Annotated in this window: 18 protein-coding genes and 3 pseudogenes; 14 read left to right on the plus strand and 7 right to left on the minus strand. The window is 70.7% G+C overall.

Annotated features, from left to right (window positions below; genetic code table 11):
• The 3 genes and pseudogenes from ADL01_RS09245 to ADL01_RS09250 all read left to right on the plus strand — a co-directional run.
• Positions 1-809: pseudogene (locus ADL01_RS09245) on the plus strand (lytic transglycosylase); the annotation flags it as partial.
• A gap of 171 nt (positions 810-980) precedes the next feature.
• A complete protein-coding gene (locus ADL01_RS43560; protein WP_107090846.1) occupies positions 981-1,115 on the plus strand; it encodes an SPW_0924 family protein in 135 nt (44 codons plus the stop codon).
• Positions 1,116-1,145: 30 nt separating this feature from the next.
• Positions 1,146-2,138, plus strand: coding sequence for a DUF3068 domain-containing protein (locus ADL01_RS09250; RefSeq protein ID WP_053741434.1), 993 nt, complete (start codon positions 1,146-1,148; stop codon positions 2,136-2,138).
• Here ADL01_RS09250 and hrpB read toward each other — a convergent pair.
• Both hrpB and ADL01_RS09260 read right to left on the minus strand, forming a co-directional pair.
• Positions 2,128-4,653 (minus strand): ATP-dependent helicase HrpB, encoded by a 2,526-nt coding sequence (gene hrpB, locus ADL01_RS09255; protein ID WP_053741435.1) that lies wholly within the window; start codon positions 4,651-4,653, stop codon positions 2,128-2,130. The two genes, ADL01_RS09250 and hrpB, sit on opposite strands and share 11 nt — an antisense overlap.
• A 74-nt stretch (positions 4,654-4,727) precedes the next feature.
• Positions 4,728-5,621 carry a class I SAM-dependent methyltransferase gene (locus ADL01_RS09260; protein WP_234354566.1) on the minus strand — a complete coding sequence of 298 codons (894 nt, stop codon included), beginning with the start codon at positions 5,619-5,621 and terminating at the stop codon, positions 4,728-4,730.
• Positions 5,622-5,924: 303 nt separating this feature from the next.
• On the opposite strand from ADL01_RS09260, the gene rpsA reads away from it, so the two are divergent.
• From rpsA to ADL01_RS09280, 4 genes are all read left to right on the plus strand, one after another.
• Positions 5,925-7,430, plus strand: coding sequence for a 30S ribosomal protein S1 (gene rpsA, locus ADL01_RS09265; RefSeq protein WP_053741436.1), 1,506 nt, complete (start codon positions 5,925-5,927; stop codon positions 7,428-7,430).
• A gap of 238 nt (positions 7,431-7,668) precedes the next feature.
• Complete coding sequence (locus tag ADL01_RS09270) at positions 7,669-8,607, plus strand: PAC2 family protein (protein ID WP_053741437.1); 939 nt, start codon at positions 7,669-7,671, stop codon at positions 8,605-8,607.
• 84 nt (positions 8,608-8,691) lie between these two features.
• Positions 8,692-9,300, plus strand: a complete 609-nt coding sequence (coaE, locus tag ADL01_RS09275) for a dephospho-CoA kinase (RefSeq protein WP_053741438.1) — start codon at positions 8,692-8,694, stop codon at positions 9,298-9,300.
• A 50-nt stretch (positions 9,301-9,350) separates the two neighbouring features.
• Positions 9,351-9,740, plus strand: a complete 390-nt coding sequence (locus tag ADL01_RS09280) for a tetratricopeptide repeat protein (protein WP_053741439.1) — start codon at positions 9,351-9,353, stop codon at positions 9,738-9,740.
• A 58-nt stretch (positions 9,741-9,798) separates the two neighbouring features.
• Here ADL01_RS09280 and ADL01_RS09285 read toward each other — a convergent pair whose 3' ends face one another.
• Positions 9,799-10,065 carry a DUF6343 family protein gene (locus tag ADL01_RS09285; RefSeq protein ID WP_199834786.1) on the minus strand — a complete coding sequence of 89 codons (267 nt, stop codon included), beginning with the start codon at positions 10,063-10,065 and terminating at the stop codon, positions 9,799-9,801.
• Positions 10,066-10,167: 102 nt separating this feature from the next.
• Here ADL01_RS09285 and ADL01_RS09290 point away from each other — a divergent pair, with 102 nt between their 5' ends.
• The 4 genes from ADL01_RS09290 to ADL01_RS09305 all read left to right on the plus strand — a co-directional run bounded on the left by ADL01_RS09290 (position 10,168) and on the right by ADL01_RS09305 (position 13,009).
• The gene (locus tag ADL01_RS09290; protein WP_053741441.1) at positions 10,168-11,118 is read left to right on the plus strand and encodes an acyltransferase domain-containing protein; all 951 of its coding nucleotides are present in this window, start codon (positions 10,168-10,170) and stop codon (positions 11,116-11,118) included.
• A 74-nt stretch (positions 11,119-11,192) separates the two neighbouring features.
• Positions 11,193-11,870, plus strand: a complete 678-nt coding sequence (locus ADL01_RS09295; RefSeq protein ID WP_053741451.1) for a class I SAM-dependent methyltransferase — start codon at positions 11,193-11,195, stop codon at positions 11,868-11,870.
• Positions 11,871-11,918: 48 nt separating this feature from the next.
• The gene (locus tag ADL01_RS09300; protein WP_053741442.1) at positions 11,919-12,461 is read left to right on the plus strand and encodes an MOSC domain-containing protein; all 543 of its coding nucleotides are present in this window, start codon (positions 11,919-11,921) and stop codon (positions 12,459-12,461) included.
• An 89-nt stretch (positions 12,462-12,550) separates the two neighbouring features.
• A complete protein-coding gene (locus tag ADL01_RS09305) occupies positions 12,551-13,009 on the plus strand; it encodes a DoxX family protein (protein WP_053741443.1) in 459 nt (152 codons plus the stop codon).
• Positions 13,010-13,185: 176 nt separating this feature from the next.
• On the opposite strand, the gene ADL01_RS09310 is transcribed toward ADL01_RS09305, so the two are convergent.
• Positions 13,186-13,698 (minus strand): RNA-binding S4 domain-containing protein, encoded by a 513-nt coding sequence (locus ADL01_RS09310; RefSeq protein ID WP_053741444.1) that lies wholly within the window; start codon positions 13,696-13,698, stop codon positions 13,186-13,188.
• Positions 13,699-13,824: 126 nt separating this feature from the next.
• Between ADL01_RS09310 and ADL01_RS09315 the strand changes: the two genes are divergently transcribed.
• Positions 13,825-14,547, plus strand: a complete 723-nt coding sequence (locus ADL01_RS09315; protein ID WP_053741445.1) for a uracil-DNA glycosylase — start codon at positions 13,825-13,827, stop codon at positions 14,545-14,547.
• Between the two features lie 90 nt (positions 14,548-14,637).
• Positions 14,638-15,609, plus strand: coding sequence for a prolyl aminopeptidase (pip, locus tag ADL01_RS09320; protein WP_053741446.1), 972 nt, complete (start codon positions 14,638-14,640; stop codon positions 15,607-15,609).
• Between the two features lie 159 nt (positions 15,610-15,768).
• Here the strand turns inward: pip and ADL01_RS09325 are convergent, their stop codons facing one another.
• Both ADL01_RS09325 and ADL01_RS43565 read right to left on the minus strand, forming a co-directional pair.
• Complete coding sequence (locus tag ADL01_RS09325) at positions 15,769-16,185, minus strand: hypothetical protein (RefSeq protein WP_053741447.1); 417 nt, start codon at positions 16,183-16,185, stop codon at positions 15,769-15,771.
• A 92-nt stretch (positions 16,186-16,277) separates the two neighbouring features.
• A pseudogene (locus tag ADL01_RS43565) lies at positions 16,278-16,379 on the minus strand (GntR family transcriptional regulator); the annotation flags it as partial.
• Between the two features lie 64 nt (positions 16,380-16,443).
• Here ADL01_RS43565 and ADL01_RS45940 point away from each other — a divergent pair.
• Positions 16,444-16,612 (plus strand): annotated as a pseudogene (locus tag ADL01_RS45940) (Asp/Glu/hydantoin racemase); the annotation flags it as partial.
• Positions 16,613-16,649: 37 nt separating this feature from the next.
• Here the strand turns inward: ADL01_RS45940 and ADL01_RS09335 are convergent.
• On the minus strand, positions 16,650-17,105 hold the full coding sequence (locus ADL01_RS09335) for a GNAT family N-acetyltransferase (protein WP_063783489.1): 456 nt from the start codon (positions 17,103-17,105) through the stop codon (positions 16,650-16,652).
• Positions 17,106-17,119: the final 14 nt, after the last annotated feature.

Consider the following 17,119-nt stretch of genomic DNA (forward strand, 5'->3'; position numbering starts at 1 on the left):
CCCCGACGCCGACCCCCGTGCCCACCCCCACGCCCACCGACACGGTGGACCACCTGGAGGACGCGGGCACCGCCAAGCTCACCGCGACGGCGGGCGACGCGTTCACCAAGAGGATCAGCACGCGCGCGGAGACCGCGGCCGGTAAGGCGGTCGGCAAGGTCAGGATCCGTTTCACGATCATCGGCGACACCGACACCACCTTCACCGGCGGCGAGAACGTCGCCACGGTCGTCACCGGTGAAGGTGGTGTCGCGGTCGCGCCCGCGCTCAAGGCGGGCGAGAAGACAGGTGTCTTCACGATCCGCGCGGTCGTCGTCGGCCGGACGGTCGCCGGCGTCGACTACTCGGCCTCCGTCACCGCCCGAACCGCCGACGCCCTGGTTCGCACCGCCACCACCCCGCTCACCTGCGTGGCGGGCGGCGAGTTCGCCGACCTGGTCGAGGTCAAGGCCACGAACAACGGCGCCGTCGCGGACAAGGTCGCGGCCACCGCCACCCTGATCACCTCGGCCGACGACGCGACCGTGAACGACAAGGGCCCCTATTTCAAGGACGCGGACGGCAAGACCGTCCGCACCCTCACGGGTCTCGAAACGGACGCGAACGGCCTGCTCAAGCTGCCCAAGCTGTACGCGGACACCACCACCGGCACCTTCCTGCTCCGCATCACCACCACCGGCGGCGCCACCCTCACGGTCGAACTGACGGTGACGGCGGCACCCACCCCGACAGAACCCGCGCCCGGGACACCAGCGCCGACTCCGACACAGCCGGCCGACCCGTCGGCCTCCGCCTCCCCGAGCGCGTAAATTTCCCGCACCATCACCCGCACATTCATACGTACGCGAAGCGGCACCCCGTTCACAGCGCGGGGTGCCGCTTTCGTGTGTGCGCGAGCTGTTCTCATCTCGGGCGCCCGTTGCTACGGTGCCCGACCTGACACCCCATCAGCTCACCGCCGGCAGCCGGGGAGGCCCCGTATGCGTGCCCTGATCGTCGCCGCGACCGGTCTCGCCCTCGCCTTCGCGCTCGTCCTCACGATCACCGCCCTGGGCACACCGCCGGGCACGACGTCCCCGAAGCCGATGCTGACCACCGTTCCGGCCCACCCCTGACCGCCGTACCTCTCCGGGAGGGAGGCCGAGATGCGCCGAAAGTCCGGCCTGATCCTGCTCGCCCTCGCCGTGTTCTTCGCGGCGCTGTCCCCACTGCTGCGCTGGTACGCCTTCCCGCGCCTCGCCAAGGTCCCGGCGGACCAGTACACGACCATGGTTTTGGAGGCGAAGGACGCGACCCTCCTCGACTACAACTCGTTCGAGGCCAAAAAGGTCCCCAAGGTCACCATCGTGCAGACCCTCAAGGGCAACGTCGAGGCCTCCGAGAAGATCGAGCGGACGGCCGGGCGGGACGTGGTCGTCTGGGACGGCCTCTCCTATGTCCAGGGGCCCGACGGGAAGATGGTCTCGAAGATCCCCGAGCGCTACATATTCGACGCGCACTCCCAGGAACCGGTCCACGCCACCGGCGAGATGGTCGACGGCGACCCGGTGAAACGGCGGGGCATCGAGTTCAAGTGGCCGTTCCTGACCGAGAAGCGGGACTACGAGTACTTCGACGCGCAGGCCCGGGTGACCGCGCCCATCCACTACAAGGGCACCCGGGAATTCCGGGGCGTCTCGGTCTACTACTTCGAGCAGACCATCCCGTGGACGAAGATCCCCTTCCCCAAGGAACTTCCGATCAAGGGCGTCACGGCCGACACGATCGCCGCGACCGGAATGACCCGCTGGTACACCACGGTCCGCAGGTTCTGGGTGGAACCAGTCACCGGCGCGCCCGTGAACGGCGAGGAGATCCACCAGGAGGAACTGCGCGGAGGCACCCTCCTGGGGGGTCGCGACAAAGTCACGGCCTTCGCCGGGCACGTGAAGATGCGCGAGGACTACATCGAGTCGACGGTCGCCCTGGTCAAGTCCCAGCGGGTACTGGTCCTGCTGATGACGTCGTACCTGCCCTGGGGTTTCCTGTCCCTGGGCGTGCTCCTGCTGGCCCTCGCCCTCCACCTGGAGGCGCGCGGACGCCGGCCGGCCGACCCCGCCCCCACCAGGACCCCGGCCCCCGAGCCGGTCACCGCCTGAGCCGCGCGTTCGTGTGCCGGGTCGGCTCGGCGGTCGCCGGGTCCTCGGGCCACGGATGCTTCGGGTACCGGCCACGCAACTCGGCGCGTACGCCCTTGTAGCCGTCCTTCCAGAAGGAGGCGAGGTCGGCGGTGACGGCGGCGGGCCGCCCGGCGGGCGACAGCAGATGAACGAGAACCGGCACACCGGCCACGACAGGCGACTGACGCAGCCCGAACATCTCCTGCAACTTCACAGCGAGGACCGGGCGTTCGGGATCGGAGTAGTCGATCCGGATTCTGGACCCGCTCGGCACCGTCAACCGCTCGGGCGCCAGCTCGTCCAGCCGGCCGGCCTCCCCGGAGGCCCACGGCAACAGCCGGTTGAGCGCCTGCCCCGCCTCGATCCGCCCCAGATCGGCCCGCCGTCGCGCCCGGCTCAGCTCGGGCTCCAACCATTCGTCCGCGCGCGCGTGGAGGGCGCTTTCGGACATGTCCGGCCAAGGAGCGCCCAGATGCAGACGCAGAAACGCCAGCCGCTGCCGCAGCGCCCCGGCGTCCGCGGACCACCTCAACAGGCCGAGCCCGTCCTGCCGCAGCCCCTCAAGAAGGGCATGGCGTACGAGGACGGCGTCGGGGTCCCGCAGCGGACGCACCGCCAACTCCACGGCCCCGAGCCGCTCGACTCGCCGGGCGACGACATCCCCGCCGGCCCAGTGGACTTCCTCGCCCGTACTGTGCAGGGCGCTTGCCGCCGACCGCGCGGTGTCCTCGTCGACGGTGGCGGCGAGCCGCACGCGCGCGTGCCCGGCCCCGACCGGCCGGTCCGCCACGGCGACCGCGATCCAGGGGACGCCCCGCAGCGCCGAACCCTCACCGGCCTCGGCCCGGGTACCGGACACCATCAGATACGAGCCTCCCTGAGCCCTGGCGACCCGCTCGGGGAACGCGAGCGCGGCGACGAGCCCGACGGCATGGTCGTCCCCGGCGGCCGGGCCGGAAGCGCCGGCGGGTCGGCGGGGTTGGCTCTCCGGCGCCGCCGAACGCAGCCGGCGGGCCTCCGTCCGCCAGCGGGCCGCGTACGCGTCGTTGCCCTGCCGGGCCGTACGCCAGGCAGCCGCGAGGTCGTCGCCGTACTCCCTCGGCGGCTCCTCGCTCAGCAGCGCGACCACCTCGGCGGCCCGAGCCGCGCCCACCTCGGGAGCCGCGTCCAGCAGGGCCCGGGCCAGCCGGGGGTGCAGGCCGAGGCGGGACATCCCAACGCCCCGGTCGGTGGCCCGTCCCGTGGCGTCCACCGCGCCGATCGCCGTCAGCACCGCCCGCGCCGCCGCCATCGCGCCGCCCGGTGGCGGGTCGAGCAAGGCCAGCCCGGAGGCCTCGGGGTCGCCCCAGCAGGCCGCCTGAAGGGCGAACGCCGTCAGGTCGGCCACCTTGATCTCGGGAGACGGAAAGCGCGCCAGGCGGGCGTCCTCGGCCTCCGCCCAGCAGCGGTACACCGCCCCCGGCGCCTCACGCCCGGCCCGCCCCGCCCGCTGCCGCCCCGCCGCCTGAGATGCCCGCACCGTCGTCAGCGCGCTCAGCCCGCGCGCGTGGTCCACCCTCGGCTCCCGCGCCAGCCCCGAGTCGACGACCACGCGCACCCCCGGCACCGTCAGCGACGACTCCGCCACGGACGTCGCCAGCACCACGCGCCGTCCCGTTCCGCCCGACAGCACCGCGTCCTGCACCGCCGCCGGTGCCCGCCCGTGCACCTGGAGCACCTCGACCGAGGGCCCGAGGTCCCGCAACTGGCCGGCCACGCGCGCGATCTCGCCGACGCCGGGCAGGAAACACAGGACGTCCCCCGCCCGCTCGGCCAGCGCCCGCCGCACCACCGACGCCACATGTGTCAGCAGCGCCGGGTCGACCCGCATACCGTGTGGCGGCCGTACGGGACGTGCCGGCGGCGCCCACACCACCTCCACCGGGTACGCCACGCTCGCCGCCTCGACCACCGGCGCGCCGCCCAGCAGTCCCGCCCAGCCCTCGGCGTCCGTCGTCGCCGACGCGGCCACCAGCCGCAGTTCGGGGCGCAGGGCCGCCCGCACGTCGACCAGGAACGCGGCCGCGGTGTCCGCGTCCAGGTGCCGTTCGTGGCACTCGTCCAGCACGACCACGTCGACGCCCGGCAACTCCTGGTCCCGCTGCAGCCGTTGCAGCAGCACACCGGTCGTGACGACCTCCACGCGCGTGCGTGGCCCGACGACCCGCTCCCCGCGCACGGTGTACCCGACGCTCGCGCCGGCCTGCTCACCCAGCAGCCACGCCATCCGCCGGGCCGCCGCCCGCGCGGCGATCCGCCTGGGCTCGGCGACCACGACCCGCCGCACCGGCCCGCCGTCTCCCAGCAGTCCCGCCAGCGCCAGCGGTACCAGCGTCGTCTTGCCGGTGCCCGGCGGGGCCACGAGGACGGCGGTGCCGTGCGCGTCGAGCGCGTCGGTCAGGCCGGGCAGGGCGCCGCGTACGGGCAGGACGTCCAGGGCGTCGTAACGGATCACGCTCCCTAGTGTCGTACGTCCACGAAAAGCGCCCTCCACGCGTGCGTGGAGGGCGCTTTTCGAAGCCGGCTGTCTCAGTCGCGCTCACACACGAGGATCGCCGTCCCCGGGATGAGGTTGCCGCGCAGCGGGGACCAGCCGCCCCACTCGGACGTGTTCCAGGCCGGCCACTCCGGCTCGACCAGGTCGATCAGGCGGAAGCCGCCCGCCACGACGTCCCGGACGCGGTCGCCGACCGTCCTGTGGTGCTCGACGTACACCGCGTTGCCGTCGTCGTCCTGCTCGACGTACGGCGTGCGGTCGAAGTACGAACCCGACACGGACAGGCCCTCCGGGCCGGGCTCGTCCGGGAAGGCCCAGCGCACGGGGTGCGTCACCGAGAAGACGAAGCGCCCGCCCGGGCGCAGCACCCGGCGCACCTCACGCAGCACCAGGACCGGATCGGCTACGAAGGGCATGGCCCCGTACGCCGAGCACACCAGGTCGAAAGAGCCGTCCGCGAAGGGCAGAGCGCCCGCGTCGGCCTCCACCAGTGGGACGCCGCCGCCGATCCGCAGGGCGTGCTGGAGCTGACGGTGGGAGAGATCGAGGGCGACGGGACGGGCGCCCTGGGCGGCCAGCCAGCGTGAGCACTGGGCCGCACCGGCGCCTATCTCCAGGATGTCCTTGCCCTTGAGGTCCTCGGCGGGGCCGAGGAGTTCGGCCTCCACCTCGTCGAGGCCCTCGGGGCACCAGACGAAACGGTCGTCGCCGAGGAAGGTGCCGTGCTCGTTCTGGTAGTCGTCCGCGTTCCGGTCCCACCAGCCCCGGTTGGCCCGGGAGCTTTCCGCGACTCCCGCGGTACGCCGGGTGGCTTCCGGCTCGGACGATTCGGGCTCTTGGATGATCGGCTCCCTCGTATTAGTCTGCGGGCACTTCGGTCGGACCTGTCCGGGCGGACGCCACGAACGGGGCGTCAACACGCCCACGTGACCTCCTGGGACATGTCTTGTGCCGGGTATGCGGCGATCCGCCCCGGGTGGGCGCCTTCGCGCATTGACCCTGCCCGGCTGCCCCCGTATGCTACAAGTTGCGCTGCGGGCCTGCGCACCTCAGACCTAGCAGGCTGCGCTCGCATCTGTATGTATGTCCCCTCGGTTGTCGAGGCGCCACCGGATCCTTCGGGTTCTGGGGTGGCGCTTCCTTGGCTGTCCGGCCTTCTGCAGAGCGAAACGGGCTCCCGGCGTAAGCAGTACCTACGACTCTCTGTCCGTACCGGAGCCCTTTCCCACATGACGAGCAGCACCGAGATCACCGCCACCACTCCGCAGGTTGCGGTCAACGACATCGGTGACGAGGAAGCATTCCTCGCCGCTATCGACGAGACGATCAAGTACTTCAACGATGGCGACATCGTCGACGGCGTCATCGTCAAGGTTGACCGGGACGAGGTTCTCCTCGACATCGGTTACAAGACCGAAGGTGTCATCCCGAGCCGCGAGCTCTCGATCAAGCACGACGTCGACCCCAATGAGGTCGTCAAGGTCGGCGACGAGATCGAAGCCCTTGTTCTCCAGAAGGAGGACAAAGAAGGCCGCCTGATCCTCTCGAAGAAGCGCGCCCAGTACGAGCGCGCCTGGGGCACCATCGAGAAGATCAAGGAAGAGGACGGCATCGTCACCGGTACCGTCATCGAGGTCGTCAAGGGTGGTCTCATCCTCGACATCGGCCTCCGTGGCTTCCTGCCGGCCTCCCTCGTCGAGATGCGTCGAGTCCGCGACCTCCAGCCCTACGTGGGCAAGGAGCTCGAGGCGAAGATCATCGAGCTGGACAAGAACCGCAACAACGTGGTCCTGTCCCGCCGCGCCTGGCTCGAGCAGACCCAGTCCGAGGTGCGCCAGACGTTCCTCACGACCCTGCAGAAGGGTCAGGTCCGCTCCGGCGTCGTCTCCTCGATCGTCAACTTCGGTGCCTTCGTGGACCTGGGTGGCGTCGACGGTCTCGTGCACGTCTCCGAGCTCTCCTGGAAGCACATCGACCACCCCTCCGAGGTTGTCGAGGTCGGCCAGGAAGTCACCGTCGAGGTCCTCGACGTCGACATGGACCGCGAGCGTGTCTCCCTGTCGCTGAAGGCGACGCAGGAAGACCCGTGGCAGCAGTTCGCCCGGACCCACCAGATCGGTCAGGTCGTCCCGGGTAAGGTCACGAAGCTCGTTCCGTTCGGTGCGTTCGTCCGTGTGGACGAGGGCATCGAGGGTCTGGTCCACATCTCCGAGCTGGCCGAGCGCCACGTGGAGATCCCGGAGCAGGTCGTCCAGGTCAACGACGAGATCTTCGTCAAGGTCATCGACATCGACCTCGAGCGCCGTCGCATCAGCCTCTCGCTGAAGCAGGCCAACGAGTCCTTCGGTTCGGACCCGGCCTCGGTCGAGTTCGACCCGACGCTGTACGGCATGGCCGCGTCGTACGACGACCAGGGCAACTACATCTACCCCGAGGGCTTCGACCCCGAGACCAACGACTGGCTCGAGGGCTTCGAATCCCAGCGCGAGGTGTGGGAGAACCAGTACGCCGAGGCGCAGCAGCGCTTCGAGCAGCACCAGGCTCAGGTCATCAAGTCCCGCGAGGCGGATGCCCAGGCCGAGGCCGAGGGCACCGGCGCGGCGGGTGCGGCTCCGGCCGCCTCCGGTGGCGGCGGCGGTTCGTACTCCTCGGAGTCGGACGACACGTCCGGCGCCCTGGCGTCGGACGAGGCCCTTGCGGCGCTCCGCGAGAAGCTGGCCGGAGGCCAGAGCTGATCGCTGCCGCTGAGGTTTAGCAGCTGGTCGAGGGGCCCGCACCTTTGAGGTGCGGGCCCCTTGGTTTTGCGTATGTGCGGTTGGCTTTCGGCTGCCGGCCGGAGGGGGCTTGTCGCGCAGTTCCTCGCGCCCCTAAAGGAGTTGGGCTCCCCGTTCCTTCAAAGCGAGCGGGTGCGGGTGGGAATGACCGTGGTTCCTGCGGCGTTGTGCGGAGTGAACACGAGGAGGAGCGGTCACAGTGCTTGATCCGCAGGGTTTGTACGCATGGGAGCCGAAAGGCCTGGCCGTTGTCGACATGGCGTTGGCCCAGGAGTCGGCCGGTCTTGTCATGCTCTACCACTTCGACGGATACATCGACGCGGGAGAGACCGGCGACCAGATCGTCGACCGGTTGCTCGACACGCTGCCCCACCAGGTGGTGGCCCGTTTCGATCACGACCGGCTCGTGGACTACCGCGCGCGCCGCCCGCTGCTGACATTCAAGCGCGACCGCTGGACGGACTACGAGGAGCCGACCCTCGATGTACGGCTCGTCCAGGACGCCACCGGGGCGCCCTTCCTGCTGCTGTCCGGCCCCGAGCCGGACGTCGAGTGGGAGCGCTTCGCCGCGGCCGTCCAGCAGATCGTCGAGCGCCTCGGCGTACGCCTGTCCGTGAACTTCCACGGCATCCCCATGGGCGTACCGCACACGCGCCCCGTGGGTCTCACGCCGCACGGCAACCGAAACGAACTGGTGCCGGGACACCGCAGCCCCTTCGAAGAGGCACAGGTCCCCGGCAGCGCCGAGTCGCTCGTCGAGTACCGCCTCATGGAGGCCGGCCACGACGTCCTGGGCGTCGCCGCGCACGTCCCGCACTACATTGCCCGCTCCCCGTATCCGGACGCCGCACTGACCGTCCTGGAGGCCGTCACGGGGGCCACCGGCCTGGTCCTGCCCGGCATCGCGCACGCGCTGCGCACCGACGCCCACCGCACCCAGACCGAGATCGACCGCCAGATCCAGGAGGGCGACGAGGATCTCGTGGCCCTGGTCCAGGGCCTTGAACACCAGTACGACGCGGCTGCGGGCGCCGAGAGCCGGGGCAACATGCTCGCCGAGCCGGTCGACATCCCGTCCGCCGACGAGATCGGGCTGGAGTTCGAGCGATTTCTCGCGGAGCGGGAGGGCGAGGGCTGAGCCCCCAGAGGCCGGACTCCCGGAGTCCGGCCCTCGTACGCCCTGTCGGAGACGCTGTCAGTGGCAGGCCCTAAGCTTCCCGGCATGCTGACAGTGGGCCTGACCGGCGGCATCGGGGCCGGCAAGAGTGAGGTGTCGCGGCTGCTCGTCGCGCGGGGCGCCGTCCTGATCGACGCGGACCGCATCGCGCGCGAGGTCGTCGCCCCGGGGACCGAGGGCCTGGCGGCGGTGGTCGACGCCTTCGGTACGGAGGTGCTCGCCGAGGGGGGCGGCCTGGACCGGCCCAGACTGGGCTCGATCGTCTTCGCCGACCCGGAGAAGCTCGCCGTACTCAACTCCATCGTGCACCCCCTGGTGGGTGCCCGGTCGCGTGCCCTCGAAGCCGCCGCGGCGGACGACGCGGTCGTCATCCACGACGTACCGCTGCTCGCGGAGAACGGCCTCAAGTCGCTGTACGACCTGGTGATCGTCGTCGACGCGCGCCCCGAGACCCAGCTCGACCGGCTGGTCCGGCTGCGCGGCATGACGGAGCACGACGCACGCGCGCGCATGGCCGCCCAGGCCACGCGGGAGAAGCGCCTGGAGATCGCGGACATCGTCATCGACAACGACGTACCTCTGGACGAACTGGAACGTCGCGTAACGGACGTATGGGCTGATCTTGTGCGCAGGGCGGGGTCATCCCGGGAATAGCGCTGTCATGTCCGGGCGTTGAACCGCCGCAGTCAGGGAAGGACTCAGCCGTGCCCGAGACCAGCGGATGGACCGGACGTACTCCGGAGACACATGTCATCGACTTCCGCGCCGCCGAGCGACTGCTCGACGCGCGGGATCCCCGTGGCGCGGTGAAACTGCTCGACTCCGTGATCGCCGCGCACCCCGAGAACACGGCCGCCCGGCTGCTGCGCGCGCGTGCCTTCTTCGCCGCCGCCCAACTGCGCCCCGCCGAGCTGGAGTTCACGATCGTCCTGGAACGCGAGCCGGACAACGCGTTCGCGCACTACGCGCTCGCCCGCACTTACGAGCGTCAGCGACGCCCGGACCAGGCCAAACGTCACTTCAGGCTGGCGGCGGCACTCGACCCGAACCCGCGCTACCTGGAAGCGGCAGGCTTCGACGACTCGCGGTCCTGAGGCCCGCCTTCAACGGCAGGCTCACCACGTGCGGGTGCACACACGCGTATGTGCGGGTTCACCGGCCGCGCCGCTCCGGTGGCTGGTACGGCGGGATGTCGGGGCCCGGCTGGTAGTGCGGGCCCTGCCGGATGTGCCGAATGATCATCGTCAGGTCGACCGTGACGACCAGCCACAGGACACCGCAGGCAGCCGCCCACCCGGGGCGCCCGACGAGCGCGAACGCCGCGGTCCCGGCGATCGCCCAGGCCAGCCCCCACACACTCAGCCACAAGCGTGCCCGCAGGGCACTGCGCGCTGTCATCGGCTCACTGCCTGTACGCATCAGAACCACCACTCCTTCCTGCAACGTACTCTTCGCGCCGGACGTTCACCAAGGGCCGACGGGTGGGCCGCCGGCCGCGAGACGACGGGGGAGAACCACATCGTGCTACCGGATGCCGACGACCTTCCCGAGATCCTGCTCGACCTGGCCGTACCTCATGAGGACATCAACGAACTGGTCGCACTGCGACGGCGGTTGGCTCGCGACTCCGAGACGGGGCGGCTCCTGGAGGAGTGTGTCGCGGGGCTGGTGCGGGACATGGGGGAGATAGGCGGGGCGGCGCCCTGGCCCGGCGACCGGATCGCGGAGCTGTCCACCGGGCAGACGGCGGGCGGGGAGTCGGGGGAGCCGGGGGCGCTGGGCCGGTACTTCGCCGCGTACGTGTTCGTCGCGGCCCTCCCGTACGTACGCGCCCACCATCACGCACTCGGTGTCCCGCCCGAGGTGACCCGACGTACGCTCGCCGATCTCGGGCGGAATATGGCGGTGCACCGCAGGAGGCACGGCAGGGGCGGTGTGCAGGCCCCCTGGTGGCTCGCGCTGCACTTCCACGGGGAGCTGTTCCAGCTGGGGCGGCTGCAGTTCCAGCGGGCGCACGTGGGGGAATGGACGGCGGGATTGCTCGCCGGGACCGGTCCGGCCCCGGACGCCCACGCGATGGGCCTCAGCGTCCATGTCCCCGACTTTCACGGGCCGTTGTCCCCAGGCTCCTGTGACCGGTCCCTGGCGCTGGCCCAGGACTTCTTCGCGCGGCATTTTCCGGGGGAGAACTACACGGCCGCGGTCTGTCACTCCTGGCTGCTGGATCCGCAGCTGAAGCGGTATCTGGCGGCGGATTCCAACATCGTCCGCTTCCAGGAACGCTTCCGGCTAGCGGGGGAGGCGGGCGAGCCGGCCGACACCGAACCGGTCCAGTTCGTGTTCGGGAACGCGGACCTTCCGGTGGCCGATCTGCCCCGGCGGACCGCGCTGGAACGGGCCGTCGGGGACCATCTGAGGGCGGGCGGCCACTGGTTCATCGGGCATGGATGGTTCCTGTTTCCGACGGTTTGACTCGAACGGGTGAACCGATTGAGAGCGGGAACGGCCGTGCGGTCGCGGGCCGTTGTGCGGGCATGGAACTGGAAATGCGAGAAGGACATGAAGGCACGGGACCCGGTGCCGTCACCCCGGACGGCTGCGCGGTCGAGCTCTACTCGCGGCTGCCCATCGGGGACGAGCCGGACATCATCGCAGCGGCGGTGCCCGCAGGTGCGCACATCCTGGAGCTCGGCAGTGGCGTCGGACGCATGACCCACGCGCTCCTGGAACGAGGCTTCACGGTCACGGCGGTGGACGAGTCGGCCGAGATGCTGGAGCGCGTCCGGGGAGCGCGGACGATACGCAGCGCGATCGAGGACCTCGACCTGGGCGAGACGTTCGACGTGGTGCTGCTCGCGTCGTTTCTTGTGCACGCCGGGGACGCCGAGGTGCGGCGGGGGCTGCTGCGCACCTGTGCCCGGCACCTCGCGGAGGGCGGCCGGGTGCTGATCCAGCGCGAGGGTGCGGACTACCACACGAACCTGCCCCGCGAGCGGGTCGGCCCGGGCGGATCCACGATACGGGTGGTGTCGTCCCAGCCGGTCGGGGACGGCGTCAACTCGGTGCGCGCGGAGTACGAGTTCCCGGACGCGGTGTGGACCCAGACCTTCCTGGCCAGGCCGTTGACACCGGAGCAGTTCGAGGAGGCGCTCGGGGAAGCGGGGCTGAGAGTGGACCGGTATCTGACGCAGGACGGGGTCTGGGTGAGGGCGGTGAGTGGGTAGGGGGACTATGTAGTGAACCGGAACAATGTGGCGAGGGGGTTCTCAGGGATGAGCGGCACAGTGGTGGCGGTCAGCAGCAATGGCGGGTACTCGTTCAGCAAGCCGAACCGGGACAGCGTCAGACTGCTGACCGGGCTCGGTGTCGAGGGGGACGTGCACGCAGGGACGACCGTCAAGCATCGCTCGCGGATGGCGAAGGATCCCACGCAGCCGAATCTGCGCCAGGTGCACCTCGTGCATGAGGAACTCTTCGCCGAGGTCGGTGAGCAGGGGTTCGAGGTGGCGCCCGGAGAACTCGGCGAGAACATCACCACCCGGGGTGTCGATCTCCTCGCCCTTCCGGTCGGCACCCTGCTGCACATAGGCGACGACGTGGTGCTGACCGTGACCGGCCTGCGCAATCCCTGCCTGCAGATCGACGGATTCCAGGACGGACTGCTGAAGCAGGTGGTCGGACGGGACGACTCCGGGAACGTCGTCCGCAAGGCCGGAATCATGAGCGTCGTGACGGAAGGGGGCGAGGTGCGTCCCGGAGACACGATCAAGGTCGAGCTGCCCGGCGGACCGCACCAGGCACTGCGCCCGGTCTGAGAAGTACCGCCGGCCGGCGATGAGTTCCGGGACGGCCGCCGGTCTACCTCTGTGAAAGCAACGCGACCCGCTTCACGCAGGAGACCTCCATGTCCGAGACCACCGCCCCCGTCACACCCCTCACCTCCGCCACTCCCGGCGATTCCGCCGCCGTGTCCGCGCGTGCGCGGCGCGCCTGGATCGCCCTACGGGCGCTTCAGGTGGTGCTGGCCCTGTTCTACGGGTTCGCGAGTGCGCTGCCCAAGCTGATCGCGCATCCGTCGGCCGTCGAGTCCTTCGACAGGATGGGCTGGGGCAGTGCGGGCATGTACACCATCGGGCTGCTCGAACTGGCCGGAGCGGTCGCCCTGTTGGTTCCGGTGCTGCAGTCGGTGGCCGCGATGGCGTTGAGTGCGCTGATGGTCGGCGCGTTCGTCGTGCAGGTCACCGTCTTCGACGGGCAGTACGCGGCGACACCGCTGATCCTCATAGTGCCGCTGACTCTGATCGCCTGGTGCCGTCGAGGACACACCGCGGATCTGCTGCGGCTGGTGCGGCGACGGGCGTGAAGGTGCCGGCGTACGGCTGGGGCGGCGTTCGACCGGGTCGCGGGGACCTGGCCGGACGCCGTCCGGTGTACGCGGGGTCCTGCGGGGTGGCGTCCTGCGGGTCAGCTCTGCGGGTCATCCGTGCTTGTCCGCCGTGCTGGTCCGCCGTGTTTGGGGGAGGGGTCCGGTGGTGGTGCCTACGAGGCGTCGTCGGGGCCGGTGAGGCCTCGGAGGCGTTCCATCTCGCGGCGGTCGCGCTTGGTCGGGCGGCCGGTGCCGCGGTCGCGGATGCCGGCCGGGGCGACGGCCTCGCGGGGTGGCGGCGGGGGGCTGTTGTCGACGTAACACTGGATGGCCACTGGCGCTCCGACCCGCTTGCGGATCAGGCGCTTCACCACGACGACCCGTTCGTGGCCCTCGTGGCGCAGCCGTACCTCGTCGCCGACGCGCACGGCGTACGCCGGCTTCACTCGCTCGCCGTTGACGCGAACGTGGCCGCCTCGGCAGGCGGTCGCGCCCATGGAGCGGGTCTTCATGAGGCGTACGGACCAGATCCAGCTGTCGATGCGCACGGTCTCGCCGCTTGCCGGACCGGCCGCGTCGGCCGCGGCCACCGCCGGGGAGGCCGGTGCCGTTTCGGCGACGGTGCCGTCTTCGGACCGCGCGCCGTCTGCGGTGTCCGCGCCCTCGGAAGCCCTGCCAGATGCCATGCCCTCGACCTTAGTACTCCGGATCGGGCGGACCGGACGGGTTTTTCCGGTCCCGGTCCTGTTTCCTGGTCCTGTTTCGTGGGCCGGATTCCGGGCGGCTCCCGTCAGCCGCTCTACCGTGGACGTATGGACACCAGTGATCCGGCGGCCGGGCTGACCGGGCTGACCGGGCTCGACGAGCGGATTGCCGGGTGCCGGGCCTGCCCCCGGTTGGTCGCCTGGCGGGAGGAGGTCGCCCGTACCAAGCGGGCCGGCTTCGCCGACTGGGACTACTGGGGGCGACCGGTGCCCGGGTTCGGGCCGGCGGACGCCCGGCTGCTGATCGTCGGACTGGCGCCCGCTGCCCACGGCGGGAACCGGACCGGGCGGATGTTCACCGGGGACCGCTCCGGAGACGTGTTGTACGCGGCGCTGCACGAGGTGGGGCTGGCGTCGCAGGCCACGTCGGTGAGTGTCGACGACGGGCTCGAACTGTACGGCGTACGCATCACCTCGCCCGTGCACTGCGCTCCGCCCGCCAACAAACCGACGCCCGAGGAGCGCGACGCCTGCCGGCCGTGGCTGCTGAGCGAACTGGAACTGCTGAGGCCGACACTTCGGGCCGTGGTGGTGCTTGGGGCGTTCGGCTGGCAGGCGACGCTGCCCGCTCTCGACGCGGCCGGCTGGAGCGTGCCCCGTCCGCGCCCCGCCTTCGCGCACGCGGCGCGGGTCACGCTCGGCGGCGGGCTGCGGCTCTTCGGGTGCTTCCACGTCAGCCAACGCAACACCTTCACCGGCCGCCTCACGCCCACGATGCTCCAGGATGTGCTGCGGGAGGCGGCGAGCGCCGCCGGCCTTCCCCGTCAGTAGCGACAACATCAGCGGTGAGCCGTCGGCACTGAGAGCGGGCGGGTGGAAAAAGGGACGACCGGACCGGCGCAGGCACGTTACGTTGCACCGATGGGCCTGTATCCGGAAATCGAACCGTACGACCACGGCATGCTGGATGTCGGGGACGGCAACCGTGTCTACTGGGAGGTCTGCGGTAACCCGCGAGGCAAGCCGGCGCTGTTTCTGCACGGCGGGCCCGGGTCGGGGGCGAGCGCGTTCTCCCGGCGGTACTTCGATCCGGCCGCGTACCGGATCGTGCTGCTCGACCAGCGTGGGGCCGGGCGTTCGACGCCGCACGCGAGCGCGTACGACACCGATATGAGCGTCAACACGACGGGCCACATCCTGGCCGATCTCGAGCTGCTGAGGCGGCACTTGGGCATCGAGCGGTGGCTGGTGTGGGGGGTGTCCTGGGGTTCGGTGCTCGGGTTGCGGTACGCCCAGACGCATCCGGAGGTCGTGTCCGAGCTGGTGCTCACCGCGGTCGCGACCGGTTCCGACGCCGAAGTGGCCCTGCTGACCAGAGGACTGGGGAACCTGTTCCCCGAGGCTTTCGAGAAATTCCGTGCCGGGGTGCCGGAGGACGAGCGGGACGGGAACCTCGCCGCCGCGTACAACCGGCTGCTGGAGTCGCCCGACCCCGAAGTACGAGAGCGCGCCGCGCGGGCATGGACCGACTGGGAAACGGCCATGCTCCCGGCGCCGCCCCGTTCCGTACCGCGCTACGAGGACCCGGTGTTCCGCATGGGCTTCGCTCGGACCGTCACCCACTACTGGGGCGACGACCACTTCCTGGGCGAGGGCAACGAGGGCGCGCACGGGGTCGTACTGCGCGACGCTCACCTGCTCAAGAACATCCCCGGCACCCTCGTCCAGGGAAGCCTCGACCCCTCGAACCTGCTGGGCACGGTCTGGCGGCTCCACCACGCCTGGCCCGGCAGCGAGTTGATCGTCGTCGACGAGGTGGGCCACAACGCGGGAGCGCCGGGCATGGTGGACGAACTGGTGGCGGCCACGGACCGGTATGCCGCCCGTGGCTGAGCCGGCTGTCGGCTTGGTCCTGTGGTTTGGATCAGCTCGGCTGTGAGGTGGGGTTCTTCTCGGCCGACCCGAGCGGGACGCGGAGCGTTGGCGACCGACGACAACGCCGCAGAGGCGCGTGCACGTCCCGCGACGCCGAGATGATCCCAACGGCAGGGCCTAGCGACGGCGCGTGCGGTCCCGGGTGCGTTCGCCCGCGGACTGGATGAACTGGAGTTCCAGCGTGGGTGGGGGAGGGGCGACGCCAGGGCCGCCCGCCTCCGCCCAGCGGAGTATCTCGTCGGTGGAGTCGTCGCCCATCGACCAGCCGATCCACACGGCTTTCCCGCCACGCATGCGGCCCTCGCCCGACGGCTGGACGACGATGACGTTTGCCTGGTCGCAGGGGCCGAGACAGTCCGCCGTACGGACCACGAGGCGGCCGGCGGAGGCGGTGGCCGCCGCGCGCAGCCGCTCCAGCTGCCAATCGTGGTCGTAGCCGGGGTACTTGCGCGGGTCGCCGCAACAGCAGCCACGGCAGACGACCAGAGTGCAGGGGCGGGTGCGGGCGGCACCGATCACCGTACGGGCGCTCACAGATCGCCCTCCGTTCCGAAGAGGTGCCGCACCACCGAGCGGTGGCTGGCCTGTGCATGGGTCAGTGCGTGCGCGCGGGCCCGCGCCGGGTCGACGAGCCGGCCGCCGGGGCCCTGTCGGCTCGCGATGATCTCCTCCCGCAGAGTCGCCAGGACCCGCTCGCGCACCGCTCCGAGCGGTTCGATCTTCGTCATGGGCCCATCTTCGCCGAACCGGGGGCGATTTAAGGGCCGTAACCGACTGGATATCGGACGGGACTCTTGTCTGCTCGGACGGCGGTACGGGGTCGTCACCACGCTTGAGTGGTTGTGCGGCCAGATCGAGGACAGCCTCGACACCGCTGGCGCCGGCCGGAATTGCCTCGCTGTCGTCAGCACCGGGCTCGACGTCACTCGACCCCGGCGACGACCGGCGGACCGAGGAGGCGTGCGCAGGGTGGAAGCTGGTGGGGGCCTGCGCAGTCGTTACGCCTGGTTCGGTAGCCAGGCGTAACGCACATCCGGCTCCCGCTCCTCGTTCCCGCTGCCGTCCGTTCGCTCGACGGGGACGAAGCCGTGGCGTTCGTAGAAGCGGTGGGCGGGCTTGTTGACCTGGAAGGTCCACAGGGTCAGTCCCTCAGGTCTGCGCTCCTTCGCGAGGGCGACGAAAAGATCGCCGATGCCGTGCCCGCGCCACTCCGGGAGCAGGTACAGCTGGGACACCTCGTCAGCGGCGAGCACCATCACGCCGACGATCCCGCCCTTGGACGATGCCTCCGCGACCCAGGTCTCGCGGTGGGGAACCACCACGTCCCGGAAGTAGTCGCGGACCTCGTCGTCGGATCGTGGCCAGGTGACGGTCGGGAGGGCGGCGGCTCTGGACCGCAGCAGCACTTCGGCCGCGAGGCCGGCATCGTCGGCCGCCGCACGACGGAGGGCGATCGTCGGGGTGGGGG

This window comes from Streptomyces sp. NRRL WC-3618 (assembly GCF_001280005.1).
In the GTDB taxonomy this organism is placed as follows: Bacteria; Actinomycetota; Actinomycetes; order Streptomycetales; family Streptomycetaceae; genus Streptomyces.